General features: G+C 67.1%; 15 protein-coding genes. 6 read left to right on the forward strand and 9 right to left on the reverse strand.

The genetic code is table 11. The features are described from left to right. Window positions 1-86: 86 nt before the first annotated feature. Window positions 87-491 carry a putative pterin-binding protein gene (locus G4G71_RS19865; protein ID WP_169939671.1) on the forward strand — a complete coding sequence of 135 codons (405 nt, stop codon included), beginning with the start codon at window positions 87-89 and terminating at the stop codon, window positions 489-491. Beyond that, entirely contained in the window at window positions 491-2,068 is a 1,578-nt protein-coding gene (locus tag G4G71_RS19870; protein WP_420826024.1) for a GGDEF domain-containing protein, read from the forward strand. Before G4G71_RS19865 ends, G4G71_RS19870 begins: the two co-directional genes overlap by 1 nt. A gap of 10 nt (window positions 2,069-2,078) precedes the next feature. Here the strand turns inward: G4G71_RS19870 and G4G71_RS19875 are convergent, their stop codons facing one another. The 6 genes from G4G71_RS19875 to G4G71_RS19900 all read right to left on the reverse strand — a co-directional run bounded on the left by G4G71_RS19875 (window position 2,079) and on the right by G4G71_RS19900 (window position 8,685). Beyond that, window positions 2,079-2,879, reverse strand: coding sequence for an acyl-CoA thioesterase (locus G4G71_RS19875; RefSeq protein WP_169939673.1), 801 nt, complete (start codon window positions 2,877-2,879; stop codon window positions 2,079-2,081). Between the two features lie 112 nt (window positions 2,880-2,991). Next, window positions 2,992-3,762: a CHAD domain-containing protein gene (locus G4G71_RS19880; protein ID WP_169939674.1), complete on the reverse strand. Its 771-nt coding sequence runs from the start codon at window positions 3,760-3,762 to the stop codon at window positions 2,992-2,994. Window positions 3,763-3,831: 69 nt separating this feature from the next. Continuing rightward, complete coding sequence (locus G4G71_RS19885) at window positions 3,832-5,847, reverse strand: transglutaminase TgpA family protein (RefSeq protein WP_169939675.1); 2,016 nt, start codon at window positions 5,845-5,847, stop codon at window positions 3,832-3,834. Further along, entirely contained in the window at window positions 5,844-6,797 is a 954-nt protein-coding gene (locus G4G71_RS19890; protein ID WP_169939676.1) for a DUF58 domain-containing protein, read from the reverse strand. Before G4G71_RS19890 ends, G4G71_RS19885 begins: the two co-directional genes overlap by 4 nt. 10 nt (window positions 6,798-6,807) lie before the next feature. Beyond that, the gene (locus G4G71_RS19895; RefSeq protein ID WP_169939677.1) at window positions 6,808-7,725 is read right to left on the reverse strand and encodes an AAA family ATPase; all 918 of its coding nucleotides are present in this window, start codon (window positions 7,723-7,725) and stop codon (window positions 6,808-6,810) included. A 99-nt stretch (window positions 7,726-7,824) separates the two neighbouring features. Then, window positions 7,825-8,685 carry a LysR family transcriptional regulator gene (locus G4G71_RS19900; RefSeq protein WP_169939678.1) on the reverse strand — a complete coding sequence of 287 codons (861 nt, stop codon included), beginning with the start codon at window positions 8,683-8,685 and terminating at the stop codon, window positions 7,825-7,827. 122 nt (window positions 8,686-8,807) lie between these two features. Here G4G71_RS19900 and G4G71_RS19905 point away from each other — a divergent pair, with 122 nt between their 5' ends. Further along, complete coding sequence (locus tag G4G71_RS19905) at window positions 8,808-9,257, forward strand: multidrug/biocide efflux PACE transporter (protein WP_169939679.1); 450 nt, start codon at window positions 8,808-8,810, stop codon at window positions 9,255-9,257. 150 nt (window positions 9,258-9,407) lie between these two features. On the opposite strand, the gene pyrF is transcribed toward G4G71_RS19905, so the two are convergent. The 3 genes from pyrF to G4G71_RS19920 all read right to left on the reverse strand — a co-directional run bounded on the left by pyrF (window position 9,408) and on the right by G4G71_RS19920 (window position 12,434). Further along, complete coding sequence (pyrF, locus tag G4G71_RS19910) at window positions 9,408-10,106, reverse strand: orotidine-5'-phosphate decarboxylase (RefSeq protein ID WP_024764511.1); 699 nt, start codon at window positions 10,104-10,106, stop codon at window positions 9,408-9,410. Window positions 10,107-10,206: 100 nt separating this feature from the next. Beyond that, on the reverse strand, window positions 10,207-11,130 hold the full coding sequence (locus tag G4G71_RS19915; RefSeq protein WP_169939680.1) for a response regulator: 924 nt from the start codon (window positions 11,128-11,130) through the stop codon (window positions 10,207-10,209). Window positions 11,131-11,132: 2 nt separating this feature from the next. Then, entirely contained in the window at window positions 11,133-12,434 is a 1,302-nt protein-coding gene (locus tag G4G71_RS19920) for a sensor histidine kinase (protein WP_169939681.1), read from the reverse strand. Between the two features lie 316 nt (window positions 12,435-12,750). On the opposite strand from G4G71_RS19920, the gene eat reads away from it, so the two are divergent. Genes eat through eutC form a run of 3 tightly spaced genes read left to right on the forward strand, consistent with a single transcriptional unit; the run spans window position 12,751 to window position 16,329 of the window. Next, window positions 12,751-14,115 carry an ethanolamine permease gene (gene eat / locus G4G71_RS19925; RefSeq protein ID WP_169939682.1) on the forward strand — a complete coding sequence of 455 codons (1,365 nt, stop codon included), beginning with the start codon at window positions 12,751-12,753 and terminating at the stop codon, window positions 14,113-14,115. Between the two features lie 54 nt (window positions 14,116-14,169). Beyond that, window positions 14,170-15,543 (forward strand): ethanolamine ammonia-lyase subunit EutB, encoded by a 1,374-nt coding sequence (locus G4G71_RS19930; RefSeq protein ID WP_169939683.1) that lies wholly within the window; start codon window positions 14,170-14,172, stop codon window positions 15,541-15,543. 12 nt (window positions 15,544-15,555) lie between these two features. Then, on the forward strand, window positions 15,556-16,329 hold the full coding sequence (gene eutC / locus G4G71_RS19935) for an ethanolamine ammonia-lyase subunit EutC (RefSeq protein ID WP_169939684.1): 774 nt from the start codon (window positions 15,556-15,558) through the stop codon (window positions 16,327-16,329). Window positions 16,330-16,353: the final 24 nt, after the last annotated feature.

A 16,353-nucleotide genomic window follows, 5' to 3' on the forward strand; every position in this document is an offset into this window, starting at 1 on the left:
CTTTTCGCCATTTTATTGGCATTTTTACCTGCCTGTTTATTGTCACGACCGTGCACTCAGCCCCGCAGCCGGCGGCCGAGCGCACTGTGCTGACCATTGCAGTGAAAGGCCAGCCGCAACTCCAGCGCCACTACAGCCTGCGCGAGCTTGAAGCGCTGCCGCAGAGCGAGCGGCGCTCGATGCTCCCGGACGAAACCCAGGTCCATGACTGGCAAGGCGTGCGCCTGAGCACCCTGCTCGCCGGCTTCGAACGCGGCGACGCCCAGCGCCTGCGGGTCGAGGCACTCAACGACTATTCGGCGCTGATTCCATTGAGCGACCTCGACGCCTTCGACCCGATCCTCGCCTACCGCCGCGACGGCCAATCCATCGGTATCGCCGAGCGCGGCCCGCTGTTCGTCATCTACCCGATGCTCGATCACCCGGAGTTGCGGACCCAGGTCTATTTCAACCGCACCGTCTGGCAGGTAAGCCGCATTACCCTGGAGTGATCGCCGTGCCCCCGCAACTTCCCAGGCGGCGCTATCGCCGCCTGACCGTCATCATCCTCAGCGGCCTGATCGCGGCGCTGACCGCCGGCGCCGGCGCCGCACTGCTGATGGTGCACCAGCACGTACGCCAGTTGGCACACCCCGATGCCCACAGCGAGCTGTGGCAGGCCTACCAGCTGCGCGCCGAGCTGGAGCGCTCGTTGAACAGCGCCCGGCAGGTACTCGCCGGGGAGAGCGACAGCGATGCCCTGGCAACACGCGTCGAAGTGCTCGCCAGCCTCCTGCCGCCGCTGCGCCATACGCCCGTCTATGGCTACCTGGTCGTACCTCGTCCGGAAGTGCAGGCGACCCTGGAGAAGATCCAGCGCCTGAGTGACGCCTGGCTCAAGCGCGCGCCCTGGGGTCAGCCGCAGGCCGCGAAGCTGCTGGCCGGCGAGATGCTGCGCGAGCTGCCGCCCCTGCTCGAACCCACGCACGAACTGGTAGTAGTCACCAATATCGCCCTGACCAATTACATGGACGCCGAGCGCCTGGACCTGCAGCGCGCCTTCAACCTGCTGGCCTGGGTGCTTTTCGGCCTCGGCCTGTGCAGTGTGCTGCTGGCCTTGCGGGTGATCGCCAATTCGCGGCGCAAGCTCCTGCTCACCCAGCGCCTGCATGACCTCAACCAGTCGCTGGAGCAGCGCGTCGAGCAGCGCACCCTGGAATTGAGCGAACGCAAGTCGCTGCTGCGCTACATCCTCGACACCAGCCCCAGCGACGTGGCGCTGCTCAGCGACGAAGACTCCCGCGCCCACTACGTCAGCCCGCGCCTGTTGCAGCGCACCGGCATCCGCCCGCACGAGCCCTTCACCCTGCATCGGCTGTTCGACGATCCCGACGAGGAAGCACGCTTCCGCCAGTCCCTGGCCGACAACGGCCAGCTCGACAGCTGGGAAACCCGCCTGGCGGGCAACCCGGCCTACTGGGCCATCGTCTGGGCACGGAAGATGGAAATAGACGGCCGGCCCGCCTCGCTGGTGTGGAGCTTCGACATCAACCAGCGCAAGACCATGGAGCAGGAACTGCGCCTGCTGGCCACCACCGATCCGCTGACCGGCCTGCAGAACCGCCATGCCTTCGTCAAACGTGGCGTTGCCCTGCTCAAGAGCGCACAGCGCTACGACCGCCAGTGCTCGGCGCTGATGCTCGACATCGACTTCTTCAAGCCGATCAACGATACCCACGGCCACGCCTTCGGAGATGCAGTGCTTCAAGCCGTGGCGAAGGAGCTGACGCACGGGTTGCGCGAAGTGGACCTGCTCGGCCGCCTGGGTGGCGAGGAGTTCGCCGCGATCCTTCCCGAAACCGACCTGCCGCAGGCGCTGCAGGTCGCCGAGCGGGTGCGCAACAGCGTGCAGGCGCTGTCCTTCACCAGCGAAGACGGCAGCCGCGTGCGCCTCACCCTGAGTATCGGCGTGGCGGCGCGTCGCGAAGGCGAACTGCGCCTGGAAGACCTGCTCGCTCGCGCCGACCGGGCGCTCTACCGGGCCAAGGCCGGCGGCCGCAACCGCACGGAGACCGCACCCGGCGCTTAGCGGGGCAGCCCTAGCCGAAGATGGTCACCGTCTGCCGGCCGATCGCCAGGAGCTGGCCATCGGCCGACCAGGTCTGGGCCGCGATGTGCCCGTAACCGTCGCGGGCATGCTCGATGGTCGCCAGGTACTGGCACCAGCCATTGGCCGGCATCGAGGGCAGCGGCTGGACGAACTCCACGGTCCAGGTCAGCGAGCTGGAAGGCGCTGGCGATTTCAGATGCGGCAGGTTGGCTGGCGGCCAGGCGTCGATCAGCGCCAGCAGGTGGCTGATCTCCATCGGCTCCTCGCCCACGTCGTCGCCGCGGAAGCGCATCCAGCCTCCCATCTCGCGCTCGCGACTGGCCGAGAACGGCATGTGCCCGACCGCCCAGCGCATGGCGATGTTCTGGGTGAAGGCCGGCATCAGCTTGCGAATGTACGGCAGCTCCTGGCAGTCCTCGACGGCGTTGAAGACCGGTGGCGGCAGGCCATCCATCTGCACGGTGGATTCGCGTCCCACACCGAAGCTGCCTTGCGCCAGCAGTACCACCTGCCCGTTCTGCACCGCGCGGCAGAACACCTGGCTGACCGACTTGCCCTCGCGCAGGACCTCCGCCTCGAAGCTCACCGGCACCTCCACCTCGATGGGACCGACGAAAGTGATCGCCAGCGAGCGCACCGGGCGCCCGGCCTCGGCCACCGACGCCATGGCCTCATAGGCCAGCGCCGCCACCAGGCCTCCGAAACTCGCACGGCCCTGCGCCCAGTTGGCGGGGATGACAATGGACAGCGGTGCGGCACGCACCGCCCGGAGCATTTCGCTGAAGGACATGATCGGACTTCCCTGAGGCTTCTGGAGAATGGCAGCTGGTGGCGATCTTAGGGGCACCGGCGGTCCCGGCAAACCATCCAAAGCCTTGTCCCTTGCAGGAAATGCCCTGTCATCAATGAGCCCTATGCAGCGCTTTCTGCAGGGCCTCCAGGCTCTCATCGGCGAGGCGTTCGGCGAGGTCGTGGCGGGCGTTCCAGTGCGGCTGCAAGGGCATCAGGTCGAGTTCGCGCTCGCTGCGGATCAGCCACTGCTCGTAGTCATGCCAGTCGCCCAGCGCCGATTGCGCGTCCTTCAGCGGCGCCAGCAGGCGTTGCGGCACGGCGGACTCCTTCGGATAGGCCTCCAGCGAATAGCGCACCCGCTTGATCAGCAGGCGCAGGCGATGACGGTCATGGGCCGGGTCTTTCAGCGCCTCGCGAAGCTTCTGCCACTCCTTCGCCAGGCGCTTCTCCACCTTGCCCTGCAGCCCCTTGAGCACGCCGTGGCGCTCGGAGGTGCGCCACAACTGTGGCCAGCCATCCAGGCGCATCATCAGGCGCTCCCACTGCGGGCTGGCAAGCAGCGTGGCGTAGCCGGAGATCAGCGCCGGGCGTCGCAGAGCCGCGGCACGGTCGTAGCCTTCGGCCTCAAGAACCGGCAGCAGCACTTCGAGATCGCGCAGCGGGCCACTGAGCCGGCCCATGTCGCCCAGGGCCTGCTCCAGTTCATCGATACCCGGCATGCCGCGCACCGGGTGCAGCAGGCTGCGCAGCCGGCGCACGGCGATGCGCAGGTCATGCAGCGCTTCGGGATCGGACTCGGCCTTCAGGCGGGAGGACGCGGAGAACAACGCGACCTCCTGCTCGATCAGATGGCTTACCAGGTAATCGCAGAAGGAGGTCACGGCAGGCTCCACTCCAGAGGGTGAAATATCAGGTTAGCCCCCACCGGCACAGCGGCAAGGGCCGCGATGTCACGTTCCGTTCCTGCGCGCAGACCACAAGCGCCAGGGCAGTTCGCGTCGCAGGCGCGCCAGGTGCGCGCGCAATTCGGCCGGTGCCGTGGCAGCTCCGCCATAGCGCTGCGCTTCGAAGGCTTCCAGGTAGCTGCGGATCGCCTGGGCATGGGCCGGGAGGACTTTGCTCGCGCGCCGGCAGAAATCCCGCGCGCCCTCCCCCGGCTCGCGATGCACCCCCAGGGGAGCGAGCATCCTTTCGAAGCGCTGGAAGCTCTGCAACTGGAGATCGGTGGAACGCCGCCAGGGCTTGAACAGCACCAGAGCCAGCACAGCCAGCAACAGCGCGCCGCCGCCCACCAGCAGGGCGCCGATCCATTGCCGGTCCAGCCCGCCGAACCAGTTCTTCAACATGTCGCCCTGCTGTTCGGCCTGGTAACCCAGCACCCAGCGCTGCCAGCCGTAGTTGACGTCGTCCCAGGCCATGCGCAGTTGGTTGAGGAGCGCGAAGTTCCGGTAGCGCAGGGGCGAAAACGGATCAGCCTCGAGGAAGCTGCCTTCCTGGCTCATGGCCGCCTCCAACCCTTGCTCGATCCGCTCGGGCGATACGGCGCCCGTGGGATCAACGCGCGTCCATCCGCGGCCCTGCTGCCAGTACTCCACCCAGGCGTGGGCATCGAACTGGCGGATCGCCAGGTAATTGCCCGACGCGCTGGCCTCGCCCCCCTGGTAGCCGGTGACCACACGAGCCGGAATCCCCGCCGCGCGCAGGACGAAGGTCATGGCACCGGCATAGTGCTCGCAGAAGCCGGCCCGGGTGTCGAACAGGAAACCGTCGATGCGCTCCGCGCCAACATCCGGCGGGCGGAGCGTGTAGCGGAACGGCTGTTCGCGGAAGTGCCGGAGCATCGCCTGCACCAGCTCGGCCGGCTGTGGGTAGCGTTCGCGCAGTTGTCGCGCCCAGGAGCGGGCCCGGGGATTGCCACCCTGCGGCAAGGCAAGGTTGATCCGCTGTGCGCGGGCGGCGTCGTCCGGCTCCAGCAGAGCGTCCGGCCAGGAGGTGGCGCGGTAGAGCAGCCCCTGGCGTACCGGCAGGCGCCGTTCCAGGTGGAAGTCGCTCATCATCCGCGCATCGCCCAGACTGGTCTGCGCCACATCCAGGGTGAACAGCCACGACCGACCGTTGGGCTCCATGATCACCTGGTACTGCAAGGGCTGCCCCTGCCGCTGCCATTGCGGCGCATGATCTCCACGCTGGAGCGCCGCGCTCCAACGCGCGCCGTCGAAGCGCTCCAGGGTCAAGGCGCGCCAGTACAGTTGCGAGCGGGGCGGCGGGCTGCCGTCGAAGCTCACCCGAAAGGCCAGCGCAGGAGACTGGCTCAGGTCCACCATGTCGCCGGGCGCCATGCTGTCACTCAGCCCGGTCATGGATTTGTCGCCCGGCACTGGCAGCGACCACAGCGGCCCCATGCGCGGGAACAGCAGGAACAGCAGCAGCATCAACGGCAAGGCTTGCAGCAGCAGGCCGCCGGCCAGGCGCAAGGTGACCATCGGGCGCACGGCGAAACTGCTCTGCTGCAGGCCGATGGCCGCCGCCAGCAGCGCCAGCACCGGCAGCAGGCTGAAGGCAGCGGCGAGGATGTCGTCCTGGAACAGGTAACTGGTGGTGACTGCGAAGAACCCCAGCAGGATCAGCACCCAGGCATCGCGGCGGGTCTTGAGCTCCACCAGCTTGACCACGAAGGCCGAGATCAGCAGCACCACGCCGGCATCCAGGCCGATCAGCGAGCCGCGGGAAAACCACACGCCCAACCCGGCCACCGCCACCAGCGCCAGCTTGGCGATGCCACTGGGGTAGTTGGCGCGCATGCGGAACACCTGGATGCGCCAGGCCGCGCACCCCAGCCAGAGGGCGACGATCCACAGCGGCAGGTGTTCCAGGTGCGGAATGATCACCACCGCCTGAGCCACCAGCAGCCAGGTCAGGGCCACCCGTGGAATGGGCTGGGCGGAAGTGGCGGTCGCACTGCTCATCGCTTCGTCCCGTACAACGCCAGAGCGCGCAGGCAGGCATCGCGATGGGCATCATCCAGGCCGACCGCCAGTTGCGCATCCGGCAGGCGCAGGCCGAAAGGCTGCTGACGCAGCGTGAGCTGCAGGACCCAGAAGCACAGCCGGGACAGACGCCCCTCGGTGTCGCCGCCCAGGCTGTCGAACTCCAGCCAGACATTGCGCCCGGCCAGCGCAGAGAAATCCTTCACCAGCAGACCCTGGCCACGGGAGTAGGCCTTCCAGTGCAAGCGCCGGCGCGAGTCGCCCGGCTGGTAGGGGCGCAGCCCCTGGTAATCATCGACGCCGCGCCCGCTGGGCCGCACGCCCTCCTCGTCGTTCTCCGCCGCCCCGCTTTCCAGCGGCAGGTCGCCGGGCTGCGGATGCGGGTAGACCAGCACCGACTGGTCCAGGTCGACCCAGCTCCAGGCGACCAGCAAGCCCAGCGGGAAGCGACTCTCCACCCGCAAGCGACCAGGGCGCAACCAGCCACGGCGCTCGGCTGGCACGCTCAGCAGCAGCTCTTCGGCGCGGTCCGCCGTAACATCGGCGAACTGCATGCGCTCGGCCTCCCAACCCAGGCCGATGGCCTGCCGGTTGCGCCCTTCGCCTTCCAGGCGCACTCGGAAAGCTGCCTGCTCGCCGACGAACACTGGCTGCGCGCCCAGCGCCGTCAGGCGCAGGCCGCCCAGGTTGCGGTAGGTGTGGAGGATGGCGACGATGAACAGCGACAACAGCAGGAAGGTCAGGCCATAGGCCAGGCTGTTCTGGTAGTTGATCGCGGTCAGCAGCATCAGCAACAGCGCGACGCCGAACGCCAGACCCTGCCGGGTAGGGATGATGAAGATGCGCCGCTGATTGAGTTGCAGCGAAGGTGCCGGCGGAATTCGCCGGGCTATCCAGCTCTGCCACAACGGCCTGACCCTGACGAGCATGGCGTGCCCCTCAGAGAGCCGGGACTTCGCGCAACAGCCACTGCACCAACGCACCGCCACCGTGCCCGGCCGGGTCGGCCTGGTCGCGCAGGCGGTGGCCGGCCACCGAGGGCAGCACGGCCTGTACGTCCTCCGGGATCACGTAGTCGCGCCCGGCCAGCAACGCCCAGGCGCGAGCCGCCGCCAGCAGTGCCAGACTGCCGCGCGGTGACAGGCCCAGGGCAAAGGCCGGCTGGGTGCGCGTGGCTTCCACCAGACGCAGCACGTAGTCCACCAGCGCATCGCTGGCGCGCACCGCCAGCACTTCGCCCTGCAGCGCCTGCAGTTCCTGCGGGTCGAGCATCGGCTCCAGGCGCGGCAGCAGGTCGCGGCGAGCTTCGCCCAGCAACAAAGCCTTCTCGGCGGCGCGGCCGGGGTAGCCCAGGGACAGGCGCATGAGGAAGCGGTCGAGCTGGGATTCGGGCAAAGCAAAGGTGCCGCCCTGGGTTACCGGGTTCTGCGTGGCGATGACGAAGAAGGGTTCGGGTAGCGGGCGGGTCGCGCCTTCGATGGTCACCTGCCCTTCCTCCATGGCCTCGAGCAGCGCGCTCTGGCTCTTGGGGGTGGCGCGGTTTATCTCGTCGGCCAGCACCAGTTCGGAGAAGATCGGCCCGGGGTGGAAGACGAACTGCCCGCTGTCCTTGTCGAACACCGAAGTGCCCAGCACATCGCCGGGCAGCAGGTCGGAAGTGAACTGGATACGCTGGAACCCCAGGCCCAGCACGCGCGCCAGGGCATGGCTGAGGGTGGTCTTGCCCATGCCGGGCAAGTCTTCGATGAGGAGGTGACCGCGCGCCAGCAGGCAGGTCAGGGCCAACCGCACTTGCACCTCCTTGCCGAGCAGGACCTGGTCGACTGCCTTCAGACAATTCTCCAGCTTGGCGTGCATCCTGACCTCTCTTCCCCGGAAAACTCCGATCCTACTGGTCCCGGCCGGAGCATCAAAGGCCTCGACACATTTAGTCCGCAATCTGTGACCCAGAGCGCCTCAGCGCCCCAGCAGGCGCTCTGCCAGCCAACTCGCGGCTGGCCCCAAGCGACGCTGTCGCGACCAGATCACGTCCACCGCCACCCGACGCGGCCAGCCGGCGACCTTCAGCTCCTGCATACGCCCGCCGGCGAAGCGTCCTACCATCCAGCTGGGCAATTCGATCCAGCCAAAGCCCAGCACTGCCATGTCCAGCAGCAGCAGGTAGTTCGGTGCGCTCCAGCAGCGCCCGCCCAGCATCGGCGCGGCGTCGTCCAGGTAGGTATTCAGGCGCAACGCGCGGTAGGCCAGCAGGTCCTCGCGCTCCACGTGTTCGCGGCCAGCCAGCGGGTGGTCGCGGCTGACGAACAGGCCGAACTCGGCCTGTTCGCTCAAGGTCGCCGAGCTGATATCCGGCGCGTAATCCTTTTGGGCGGCAAGCAGCCCCAGGCTGGCGCGCCCCTGCACGACCAGATCGAGCACATCACTGTCCTCGGCGATCAGCCACTCGAACTCCAGGTCCGGGTAGCGCGCATCGATCTCCGCCAGCCGCGCCTCGAATTCGGCGGACTGATAGGTGTCCGACATCGCCAGGGTCACCCGCGATTCCAGCCCCCCAACGAGTTGATGGGCGAGCTGGCCGAGGCGGTCGTTGGCCATCAGCACTTCCTCCACCCGCCCAAGCAGCGCGTGGCCGGCTTCGGTCAGTTGCGGCTGACGGCTGCTGCGGTCGAACAGGGTCAGCCCGAGGTCGATCTCCAACCGCGCGATGGCCTCGCTGACAGTGGACTGGCTCTTGCCCAGCTTGCGCGCGGCGGCGCTGAACGAGCCCAGGCATGCGGCCTCGGCGAAGGCCTGCAGGGATTCGGGAGAATATTGCATCGAGCGATACCTCTACCATCGGTTAAGCCGATGGTATCCAACTTATATCCAGCCGGTCGACCGATGATAATGGCGCCAGACCGACGGAGTCGGCCTGCCACTGCCTTATCTGGAGAAACCCCATGAGCCCGACTAAAACCCTGAAGGAACGGATGTTCCACGCCGGCCTTTTCGAACTGCTGGCGGTCGTCATCTGCGCGCCGACCCTGGCCTGGCTGATGGACAAACCCCTGGGCCACATGGGCGCCATGACCCTGATGTTCTCGGCCATTGCCACCGTGTGGAACATGCTGTTCAACGCCGCCTTCGACCGTGCGCAGAATCGCATGGGCTTCAGCCGTACCCTGTCGGTGCGCGTGCTGCACGCCTCGCTGTTCGAGCTCGGCCTGATCGTCCTGCTGGTGCCGCTGGCCGCCTGGTGGCTGTCGGTGAGCCTGCTGGAAGCCTTCATCCTCGACATCGGCCTGGTGCTGTTCTTCCTGCCCTACGCGCTGGTGTTCAACTGGGTGTACGACGTTGTGCGCGAGCGGCTGATCAATCGCGCGCAAACCACCGCTCAAGCGCACAGCTGAAACCTGTAGGAGCGAGCTTGCTCGCGAACCGCCCAGCTCATGTGCTGCCGGCAGATTTGTTCGCGAGCAAGGACTGGGCGTACCACTCGCTCCTACGAAAAGCAAAAAAGCCCGCAGCGATGCGGGCTTTTTCATGCCTGGAGAAAGGCGTCAGGCCAGGCTGGCAGCGATCTCGGCGAGTGCCTTGGCCGGGTCGGCGGCCTGGCTGATCGGGCGGCCGATCACCAGGTAGTCGGAGCCGTTGTCCAGCGCCTGGCGCGGGGTGAGGATGCGGCGTTGGTCGTCCTGGGCGCTGCCGGCCGGGCGGATGCCGGGGGTGACCAGTTGCAGTGCCGGGTGCGCGGCCTTCAGCGCCGGCGCTTCCTGGGCGGAGCAGACCAGGCCGTCCATGCCGGCCTTCTGCGCCAGCGCAGCCAGGCGAAGTACCTGCTCCTGCGGCTCGACGTCCAGGCCGATGCCTGCCAGGTCCTCGCGCTCCATGCTGGTCAGCACGGTCACGCCGATCAGCAGCGGCGACGGGCCATTGAAGGCGTCCAGGGTCTCGCGACAGGCACTCATCATGCGCAGGCCGCCGGAGCAGTGCACGTTGACCATCCACACGCCCATTTCCGCGGCGGCGCGCACGGCCATCGCGGTGGTGTTGGGGATGTCGTGGAACTTCAGGTCGAGGAAGACTTCGAAGCCGCGGCTGTTCAGAGTCTCGACGATACCGGCGGCACAACTGGTGAACAGCTCCTTGCCCACCTTCACCCGGCACAGCTTCGGATCGAGCTGGTCAGCCAGCGCCAGCGCGGCTTCGCGGGTGGGGAAATCCAGGGCGACGATGATCGGGGTCTGGCAGGCGGACATGGGCTCTCTCGCGGGTATCGAAAAAATCGGCGCGCATTGTCGCAGAAACGCGCCGACTTCCGTAGCCCGCCCGGCAGGAATGCTCCGTCGCCGACGGCGATCAGGCACTCAGCCGCTCGCGCAGGCGGCCGAGCATGCCCAGCAGGCTGCCCACTTTTTCCCGCTCACGATCCTCGCGAGGCACCTCGGCGATGCGCGCGACTTTCTGCTCCGGCTGGGCGCGCCAGAGCAGCGCCTGCTCGGCGGCGGCCTTCAGGCCCTTCTCGAACAGGCCGCGGCGGATCGGCTTGGGCAGGTAGCGGAAGATCTGCGCCTGATTGATCAGCGCCAGGAGGTCCTGGGTGTCGCGGAACGGCGTGACGACGATGCTCAGCAGGCGCGGATGAGCCTGGGCCAGGGACTTGAGCAGCGGCGCGATGTCCTCGCCGGCCAGCTTGAGGTCACTGACCAGAATATCGATGGGTTCGCTGTTCAGTCGCACGATGGCCTCGGCGAGGTTACGCGCGCGGTGCAGTTGGTGGGTACCGGCGCTGCAGAACTCGCCGACACAGGCCAGGGTCTCGGCATCTTCGTCCAGCAGCAGCACGTTGAGCGGCGCAACGACGCGGCTGATCGCCTTGGTATCGATGGGCTCGGCCGGCGCCTGGCGCTGGGCGATCTCGGCCGCCTGGCGCAGGGTGAAGGCCATTTCCTGCGGGTCCCAGGGCTTGGTCAGGTAGCGGAAGATACCGCCGCTGTTGAGCGCATCCACCGCGGCGTCGAGGTCCGAGTAACCGGTGAGCAGGATGCGCAGGGTGTCCGGGGCGAATTCCTGGGCCTGGGCGAGCAACTCCGCGCCGGTCATCTGCGGCATGCGCTGGTCGCTGACGAGAATATCGATGCGCTCCTCGCGCAGGCGCTGCAGGGCCTTGTGCGGATCGGTTTCCACCAGCACGTCGTAGTGACGGCGGAACTGCATCGCAAGGCTGCGCAGGATGCGTTCCTCGTCGTCGACGAAGAGGATGCGGACAGGCTGCTGACTCATGTTCAGGCGCTCCGTTTCAGTTCGCTGGCCTGCTGGATCGGCAGGCTGATGAGGAATCGCGTGCCGCGTCCGGGTTCGGACGCCACGCGGATGCGGCCGCCGTGGTCCTGGACGATCTTGTAGCTGATCGACAGGCCCAGGCCCGTGCCCTGCCCCACCGGCTTGGTGGTGAAGAAGGGGTCGAAGATGCGCGCGCGCACCTCCTCGTCCATGCCCTTGCCGTTGTCCTGCACCGAGAGGTGCACATGGGTTTCGTCCGCCCAGGATTTCACCTGGATCAGGCCGAACTTCTCCATGGCCTGGGCGGCGTTGGTCAGCAGGTTGAGCAGCACCTGGTTGATCTGGCTGGCGGCGCAGGCAACCTTGGGCAGCGCGCCCAGTTGGGTGGCAACCTCGGCCTTTTCCTTGATGCTGTTGCGGGCGATCAGCAGCGCGCTGCGCACGCAGTCGTTGAGATCGACCTCTTCGCTGCGAGCGCGGTCCAGGCGGGCGAAGTCCTTCAGGCCGCCGACCAGCTCGCCGATCTGCGCCAGGCCGAAATCGGTGTCGCCGAACAGCTGGTCGAGATCGCCCACCAGTTGTTCCAGCGCCGCTTCATCGCGGGCCTGTTCGAAGGCTGAGCGGGCGCGAGCCAGTTGCTCGGGGTCGCAGGCCGGGTCGTCCAGGCATTCGTTGAACAGGGTCTGGGCTTCGGTAAGGCCGAGCAGTGGAACCAGTAACTCGCGCAGCAGCGCGACGTTGTTCTTCACATAGCCCAGCGGCGTGTTCAGCTCGTGGGCGACGCCGGCGACCATCTGGCCGAGAGAGGCCATCTTCTCCGACTGCACCAGCTGCGCCTGGGATTCGCGCAGGTCCTGCAGCGTCTTGTTGAGCACGCGGTTGCGCTGGGCGACGCGCTGCTCCATGGCTTTCAGCAGATCGAGCACCGTGCCCAGGCCGAGGTAGCGTCCCTGCTCGTCCACCAGGACGAAGTCCTCGGTGATCGGGTAACTCAGTTGGGCGGTGACCTGTTGCGAGGCTTCTTCGAGGCTCAGGTCGGCGCGCACCTTCAATGGCTGCGCATTCATCACATCGCTGGCCGGGCGGCGGCCCCAGAGGTCGCGGCCGAAGCGCTGCATGAAGATGTCCTGCAGGCTGTTGCGGCTGACCAGTCCCAGCGGCAGCCCGGCCTCGTCCACCACGGGCAGCGAGAGGAAGGCGCGGTGCTCGGCATCGAGGAAGCGATCGGCGACATCGCTGATGCTCAACTCCGGGGCCAAGGGCACTACCTGGCGCAACAGCTCGTGCAGGGCGCGGGTGGTCATCGGCGAATCTCCGGTCGCTGGAATGGGCGCCAGTAGACCAGCGGCAGATTGCCATCCTGTGACAGCCGTCGCGGCTCCGCGAAGCGTCACGCCGCGGTCATCGCCGTGCAACAAGCGCCGCCCAGCGCACCTGAACGAATCGCCACGCACCTGATCGATGCACGCAATGTGCCGCGAATGTTCACGAAACGACGCGAAACCACGCTTTGCGACCTGATCTCCGGGCATGGCACGGCCACTGCACGAATCAGCGGGTCGTGTTTTTCATCCTCGTTCGGACTTTCTCTTCTCTGGCTTTCTCTTCAGGAGACGTCGCATGAGCACGCAACTCAAACCCACCCTCGGCACCCTGCACCTGTGGGGCATCGCCGTGGGCCTGGTGATTTCCGGTGAGTACTTCGGCTGGAGCTATGGCTGGGGCGTGGCCGGCACTCTCGGCTTCCTCGTCACCACGCTGTTGGTCGCAACCATGTACACCTGCTTCATCTTCAGCTTCACCGAGCTGACCACGGCGATTCCTCACGCCGGCGGGCCCTTCGCCTACAGCCGCCGCGCCTTTGGCGAAAAAGGCGGACTGGTGGCGGGCCTCGCCACGCTGATCGAGTTCGTCTTCGCCCCGCCGGCCATCGCCATGGCCATCGGCGCCTACCTCAACGTGCAGTTCCCGTCCCTCGATCCGAAGCACGCGGCGGTTGGCGCGTACCTGATCTTCATGACCCTGAATATCCTCGGCGTCAGCATCGCGGCGACCTTCGAGCTGATCGTCACCATTCTCGCAGTGGGCGAGTTGCTGGTGTTCATGGGCGTGGTCGCGCCAGGCTTCAGCTTCAGCAACTTCGTGCTCAATGGCTGGGCCGGCTCCGACAGCTTCGGCGGCGCGGCGATCAGCGGCATCTTCGCGGCGATTCCCTTCGCCATCTGGTTCTTCCTCGCCATCGAGGGCGCAGCCATGGCCGCCGAGGAAGCCAAGGACCCGAAACGCACCATTCCCAAGGCCTACGTCAGCGGCATCCTGACCCTGGTGGTACTGGCCATCGGCGTGATGCTGTTCGCCGGCGGCGCGGGCGACTGGAAGGCCCTGTCGGGCATCAACGACCCACTGCCACAGGCGATGAAGATGGTGGTCGGCGAGAACTCCGGCTGGCTGCACATGCTGGTGTGGATCGGCCTGTTCGGCCTGGTCGCCAGCTTCCACGGCATCATCCTCGGTTACTCGCGGCAGTTCTTCGCCCTGGCGCGCGCCGGCTACCTGCCTCGCGGGCTGGCCAAGCTGTCGCGCTTCCAGACCCCGCACCGGGCAATCATCGCCGGTGGCCTGGTAGGCATCGCGGCGATCTACAGCGACGGCCTGATCGCCCTGCAGGGCATGAGCCTGACCGCAGCGATGATCACCATGAGCGTGTTCGGCGCCATCGTCATGTACATCATGAGCATGCTCAGCCTGTTCAAGCTGCGCCGCAGCGAGCCGCACCTGGAACGCAGCTTCCGCGCGCCGGGCTTCCCCGTGGTGCCGGGCATCGCCCTGGCGCTGGCCGTGCTGTGCCTGGCGGCGATGATCTGGTTCAACCTGCAGATCGCCGGGATCTTCCTGGCCTTCATGGCAGCGGGCTTCGTCTACTTCCAGCTCACCGCCGCCCATCGCGCCAGCGCCCCGGCGGACGCTATGCTGACGGGAGCCTGATCGCCATCCGCGCCCTGCCTTCGCGGCGGTGCGCGGGATAACCGGGACGCTCGCATGATCTACCAGACCACCGTTGGCAACCTGACCTACCGCTTTGCCGACCTGAAGACGCTGCTCGCCAAGGCCAGCCCGGCGCGCTCCGGTGACTCGCTGGCGGGCCTTGCCGCGGACAGCTACGAAGAACGCATGGCGGCGAAGATCGCCCTCGCCGACGTGCCGCTCAAGCGCTTCCTCGACGAAGCGCTGATCCCCTACGAAGCGGACGAAGTCACCCGGCTGATCATCGACAGCCACGATGCCGCCGCCTTCGCGCCCATCAGCCACCTCACCGTCGGCGACTTCCGCGACTGGCTGCTGCTGGACAGCACCGACAGCGCCACGCTGGCCGCCACGGCCCGCGGCATCACGCCGGAGATGGCCGCCGCGGTGAGCAAGCTGATGCGCAACCAGGACCTGATCCTGGCGGCGAAGAAGTGCCACGTGATCACCCGCTTCCGCAACACCATCGGCCTGCCCGGCCACCTTTCGGTGCGCCTGCAGCCCAACCACCCCACGGACGACGTGCGCGGCATCGCCGCGAGCATGCTCGACGGCCTGCTCTACGGCTCCGGCGATGCGGTGGTGGGCATCAACCCGGCGAGCGACTCGCAAGCTACCCTGATGCAGCTGTGGCGGATGATGGACGAGCTGCGCCAGCGCTTCGAGATTCCCCTGCAGAGCTGCGTGCTCACCCACGTCACCTCGCAGATCCAAGCCATCGAGGCCGGCGCGCCGATCGACCTGGTGTTCCAGTCCATCGCCGGCACGCAAAAGACCAACGAGAGCTTCGGCATCGACCTCGCCCTGCTGCGCGAGGCCCACGAGGCGGCGCTGTCGCTGGGGCGCGGCACCCTGGGCGACAACGCCATGTACTTCGAGACCGGCCAGGGCAGCGCGCTGTCGGCTGGCGGCCACCATGGCGTCGACCAGCAGACCTGCGAGGCCCGCGCCTATGCCGTGGCCCGCGAGTTCCGCCCGCTGCTGACCAACACCGTGGTCGGCTTCATCGGCCCGGAATACCTCTACGACGGCAAGCAGATCATCCGCGCGGGGCTGGAGGATCACTTCTGCGCCAAGCTTCTGGGAGTGCCGATGGGTTGCGATGTCTGCTACACCAACCACGCCGAGGCCGACCAGGACGACATGGACAACCTGCTGACCCTGCTGGGTGCGGCGGGCGTCACTTTCATCATGGGCATCCCCGGCGCCGACGACATCATGCTCAATTACCAGAGCACCTCTTTCCACGATGCCCTCTACCTGCGCAGCACCCTGGGCCTGAAGCGCGCGCCGGAGTTCGACGCCTGGCTAGCGAAGATGGCGATCACCGAAGCCTCGGGGCAGCTGCGACCGATCGGGCGTGGCCACGATCTGCTGCGGGCATTCTGAGGAGAAACCAGCATGGACCTGATCCAGAACGACCCCTGGGACGAACTGCGCGCGCACACCTCCGCGCGCATCGCACTGGGCCGCGTCGGCTCCAGCCTGCCAACCCGCGAAGTGCTCAAGTTCGGCCTGGCCCACGCCCAGGCGCGCGATGCGGTGCATCACCCGCTGGATTTCGAGGCGCTGCAGCAGTCACTGGCGCAGGAGGGCTTTCGCGTGCTCCGCGCTCGCAGCGAAGCACCGGATCGCCAGACCTACCTGCTGCGCCCGGACCTAGGCCGCGCGCTGCACCCGGACAGCCAATGGCAGCTCAAGGGCGAACACGCGGCGGAACTGGTGATCGTGATCGCCGATGGCCTCTCCTCTTTCGCCGTTCAACAGCACGCGCTGCCGCTGCTGAGCGCCCTGCGCGAGCGCTTCGCCACTGATTGGCAGCACACGCCCGTGGTGCTCGCCGAACAGGGCCGCGTTGCCATCGGCGACGGCATCGGCGAGGCGCTGGGGGCGAAGCTCGCCCTGGTGCTGATCGGCGAACGTCCGGGCTTGAGTTCGCCAGACAGCCTGGGCCTCTACCTCACCTGGCAGCCGCGTGTGGGCCGCATGGACAGCGAACGCAACTGCATCTCCAACGTGCGCCCACAGGGTTTGCCCTACGCCCAGGCCGCCCACAAGCTCGCCCACCTGCTGCAACAGTCGCTGCGCCTGCGCGTCAGCGGCGTAAAACTCAAGGACGACAGCGATCTTCCCGAAGCGATCGGTCTGAACCCGCGCACGCCTGACAAGGTCTGAATCACAGCGTATCGTGATATTCCA

The sequence above is a fragment of the Pseudomonas multiresinivorans genome (genome assembly GCF_012971725.1).
GTDB classification, from domain to species: Bacteria; Pseudomonadota; Gammaproteobacteria; order Pseudomonadales; family Pseudomonadaceae; genus Pseudomonas; species Pseudomonas multiresinivorans.

Excerpts from the sequence above, each read along its gene's own strand:
- G4G71_RS19875 (WP_169939673.1), bottom strand. The coding sequence starts at position 2,879 with ATGTCCTTCAGCGAAATGCTCCGGGCGGTGCGTGCCGCACCGCTGTCC.
- G4G71_RS19885 (WP_169939675.1), bottom strand. The coding sequence starts at position 5,847 with ATGAGCAGTGCGACCGCCACTTCCGCCCAGCCCATTCCACGGGTGGCC.
- G4G71_RS19890 (WP_169939676.1), bottom strand. The coding sequence starts at position 6,797 with ATGCTCGTCAGGGTCAGGCCGTTGTGGCAGAGCTGGATAGCCCGGCGA.
- G4G71_RS19895 (WP_169939677.1), bottom strand. The coding sequence starts at position 7,725 with ATGCACGCCAAGCTGGAGAATTGTCTGAAGGCAGTCGACCAGGTCCTG.
- G4G71_RS19900 (WP_169939678.1), bottom strand. The coding sequence starts at position 8,685 with ATGCAATATTCTCCCGAATCCCTGCAGGCCTTCGCCGAGGCCGCATGC.
- G4G71_RS19905 (WP_169939679.1), top strand. The coding sequence starts at position 8,808 with ATGAGCCCGACTAAAACCCTGAAGGAACGGATGTTCCACGCCGGCCTT.
- pyrF (WP_024764511.1), bottom strand. The coding sequence starts at position 10,106 with ATGTCCGCCTGCCAGACCCCGATCATCGTCGCCCTGGATTTCCCCACC.
- G4G71_RS19915 (WP_169939680.1), bottom strand. The coding sequence starts at position 11,130 with ATGAGTCAGCAGCCTGTCCGCATCCTCTTCGTCGACGACGAGGAACGC.
- G4G71_RS19920 (WP_169939681.1), bottom strand. The coding sequence starts at position 12,434 with ATGACCACCCGCGCCCTGCACGAGCTGTTGCGCCAGGTAGTGCCCTTG.
- eat (WP_169939682.1), top strand. The coding sequence starts at position 12,751 with ATGAGCACGCAACTCAAACCCACCCTCGGCACCCTGCACCTGTGGGGC.
- G4G71_RS19930 (WP_169939683.1), top strand. The coding sequence starts at position 14,170 with ATGATCTACCAGACCACCGTTGGCAACCTGACCTACCGCTTTGCCGAC.
- eutC (WP_169939684.1), top strand. The coding sequence starts at position 15,556 with ATGGACCTGATCCAGAACGACCCCTGGGACGAACTGCGCGCGCACACC.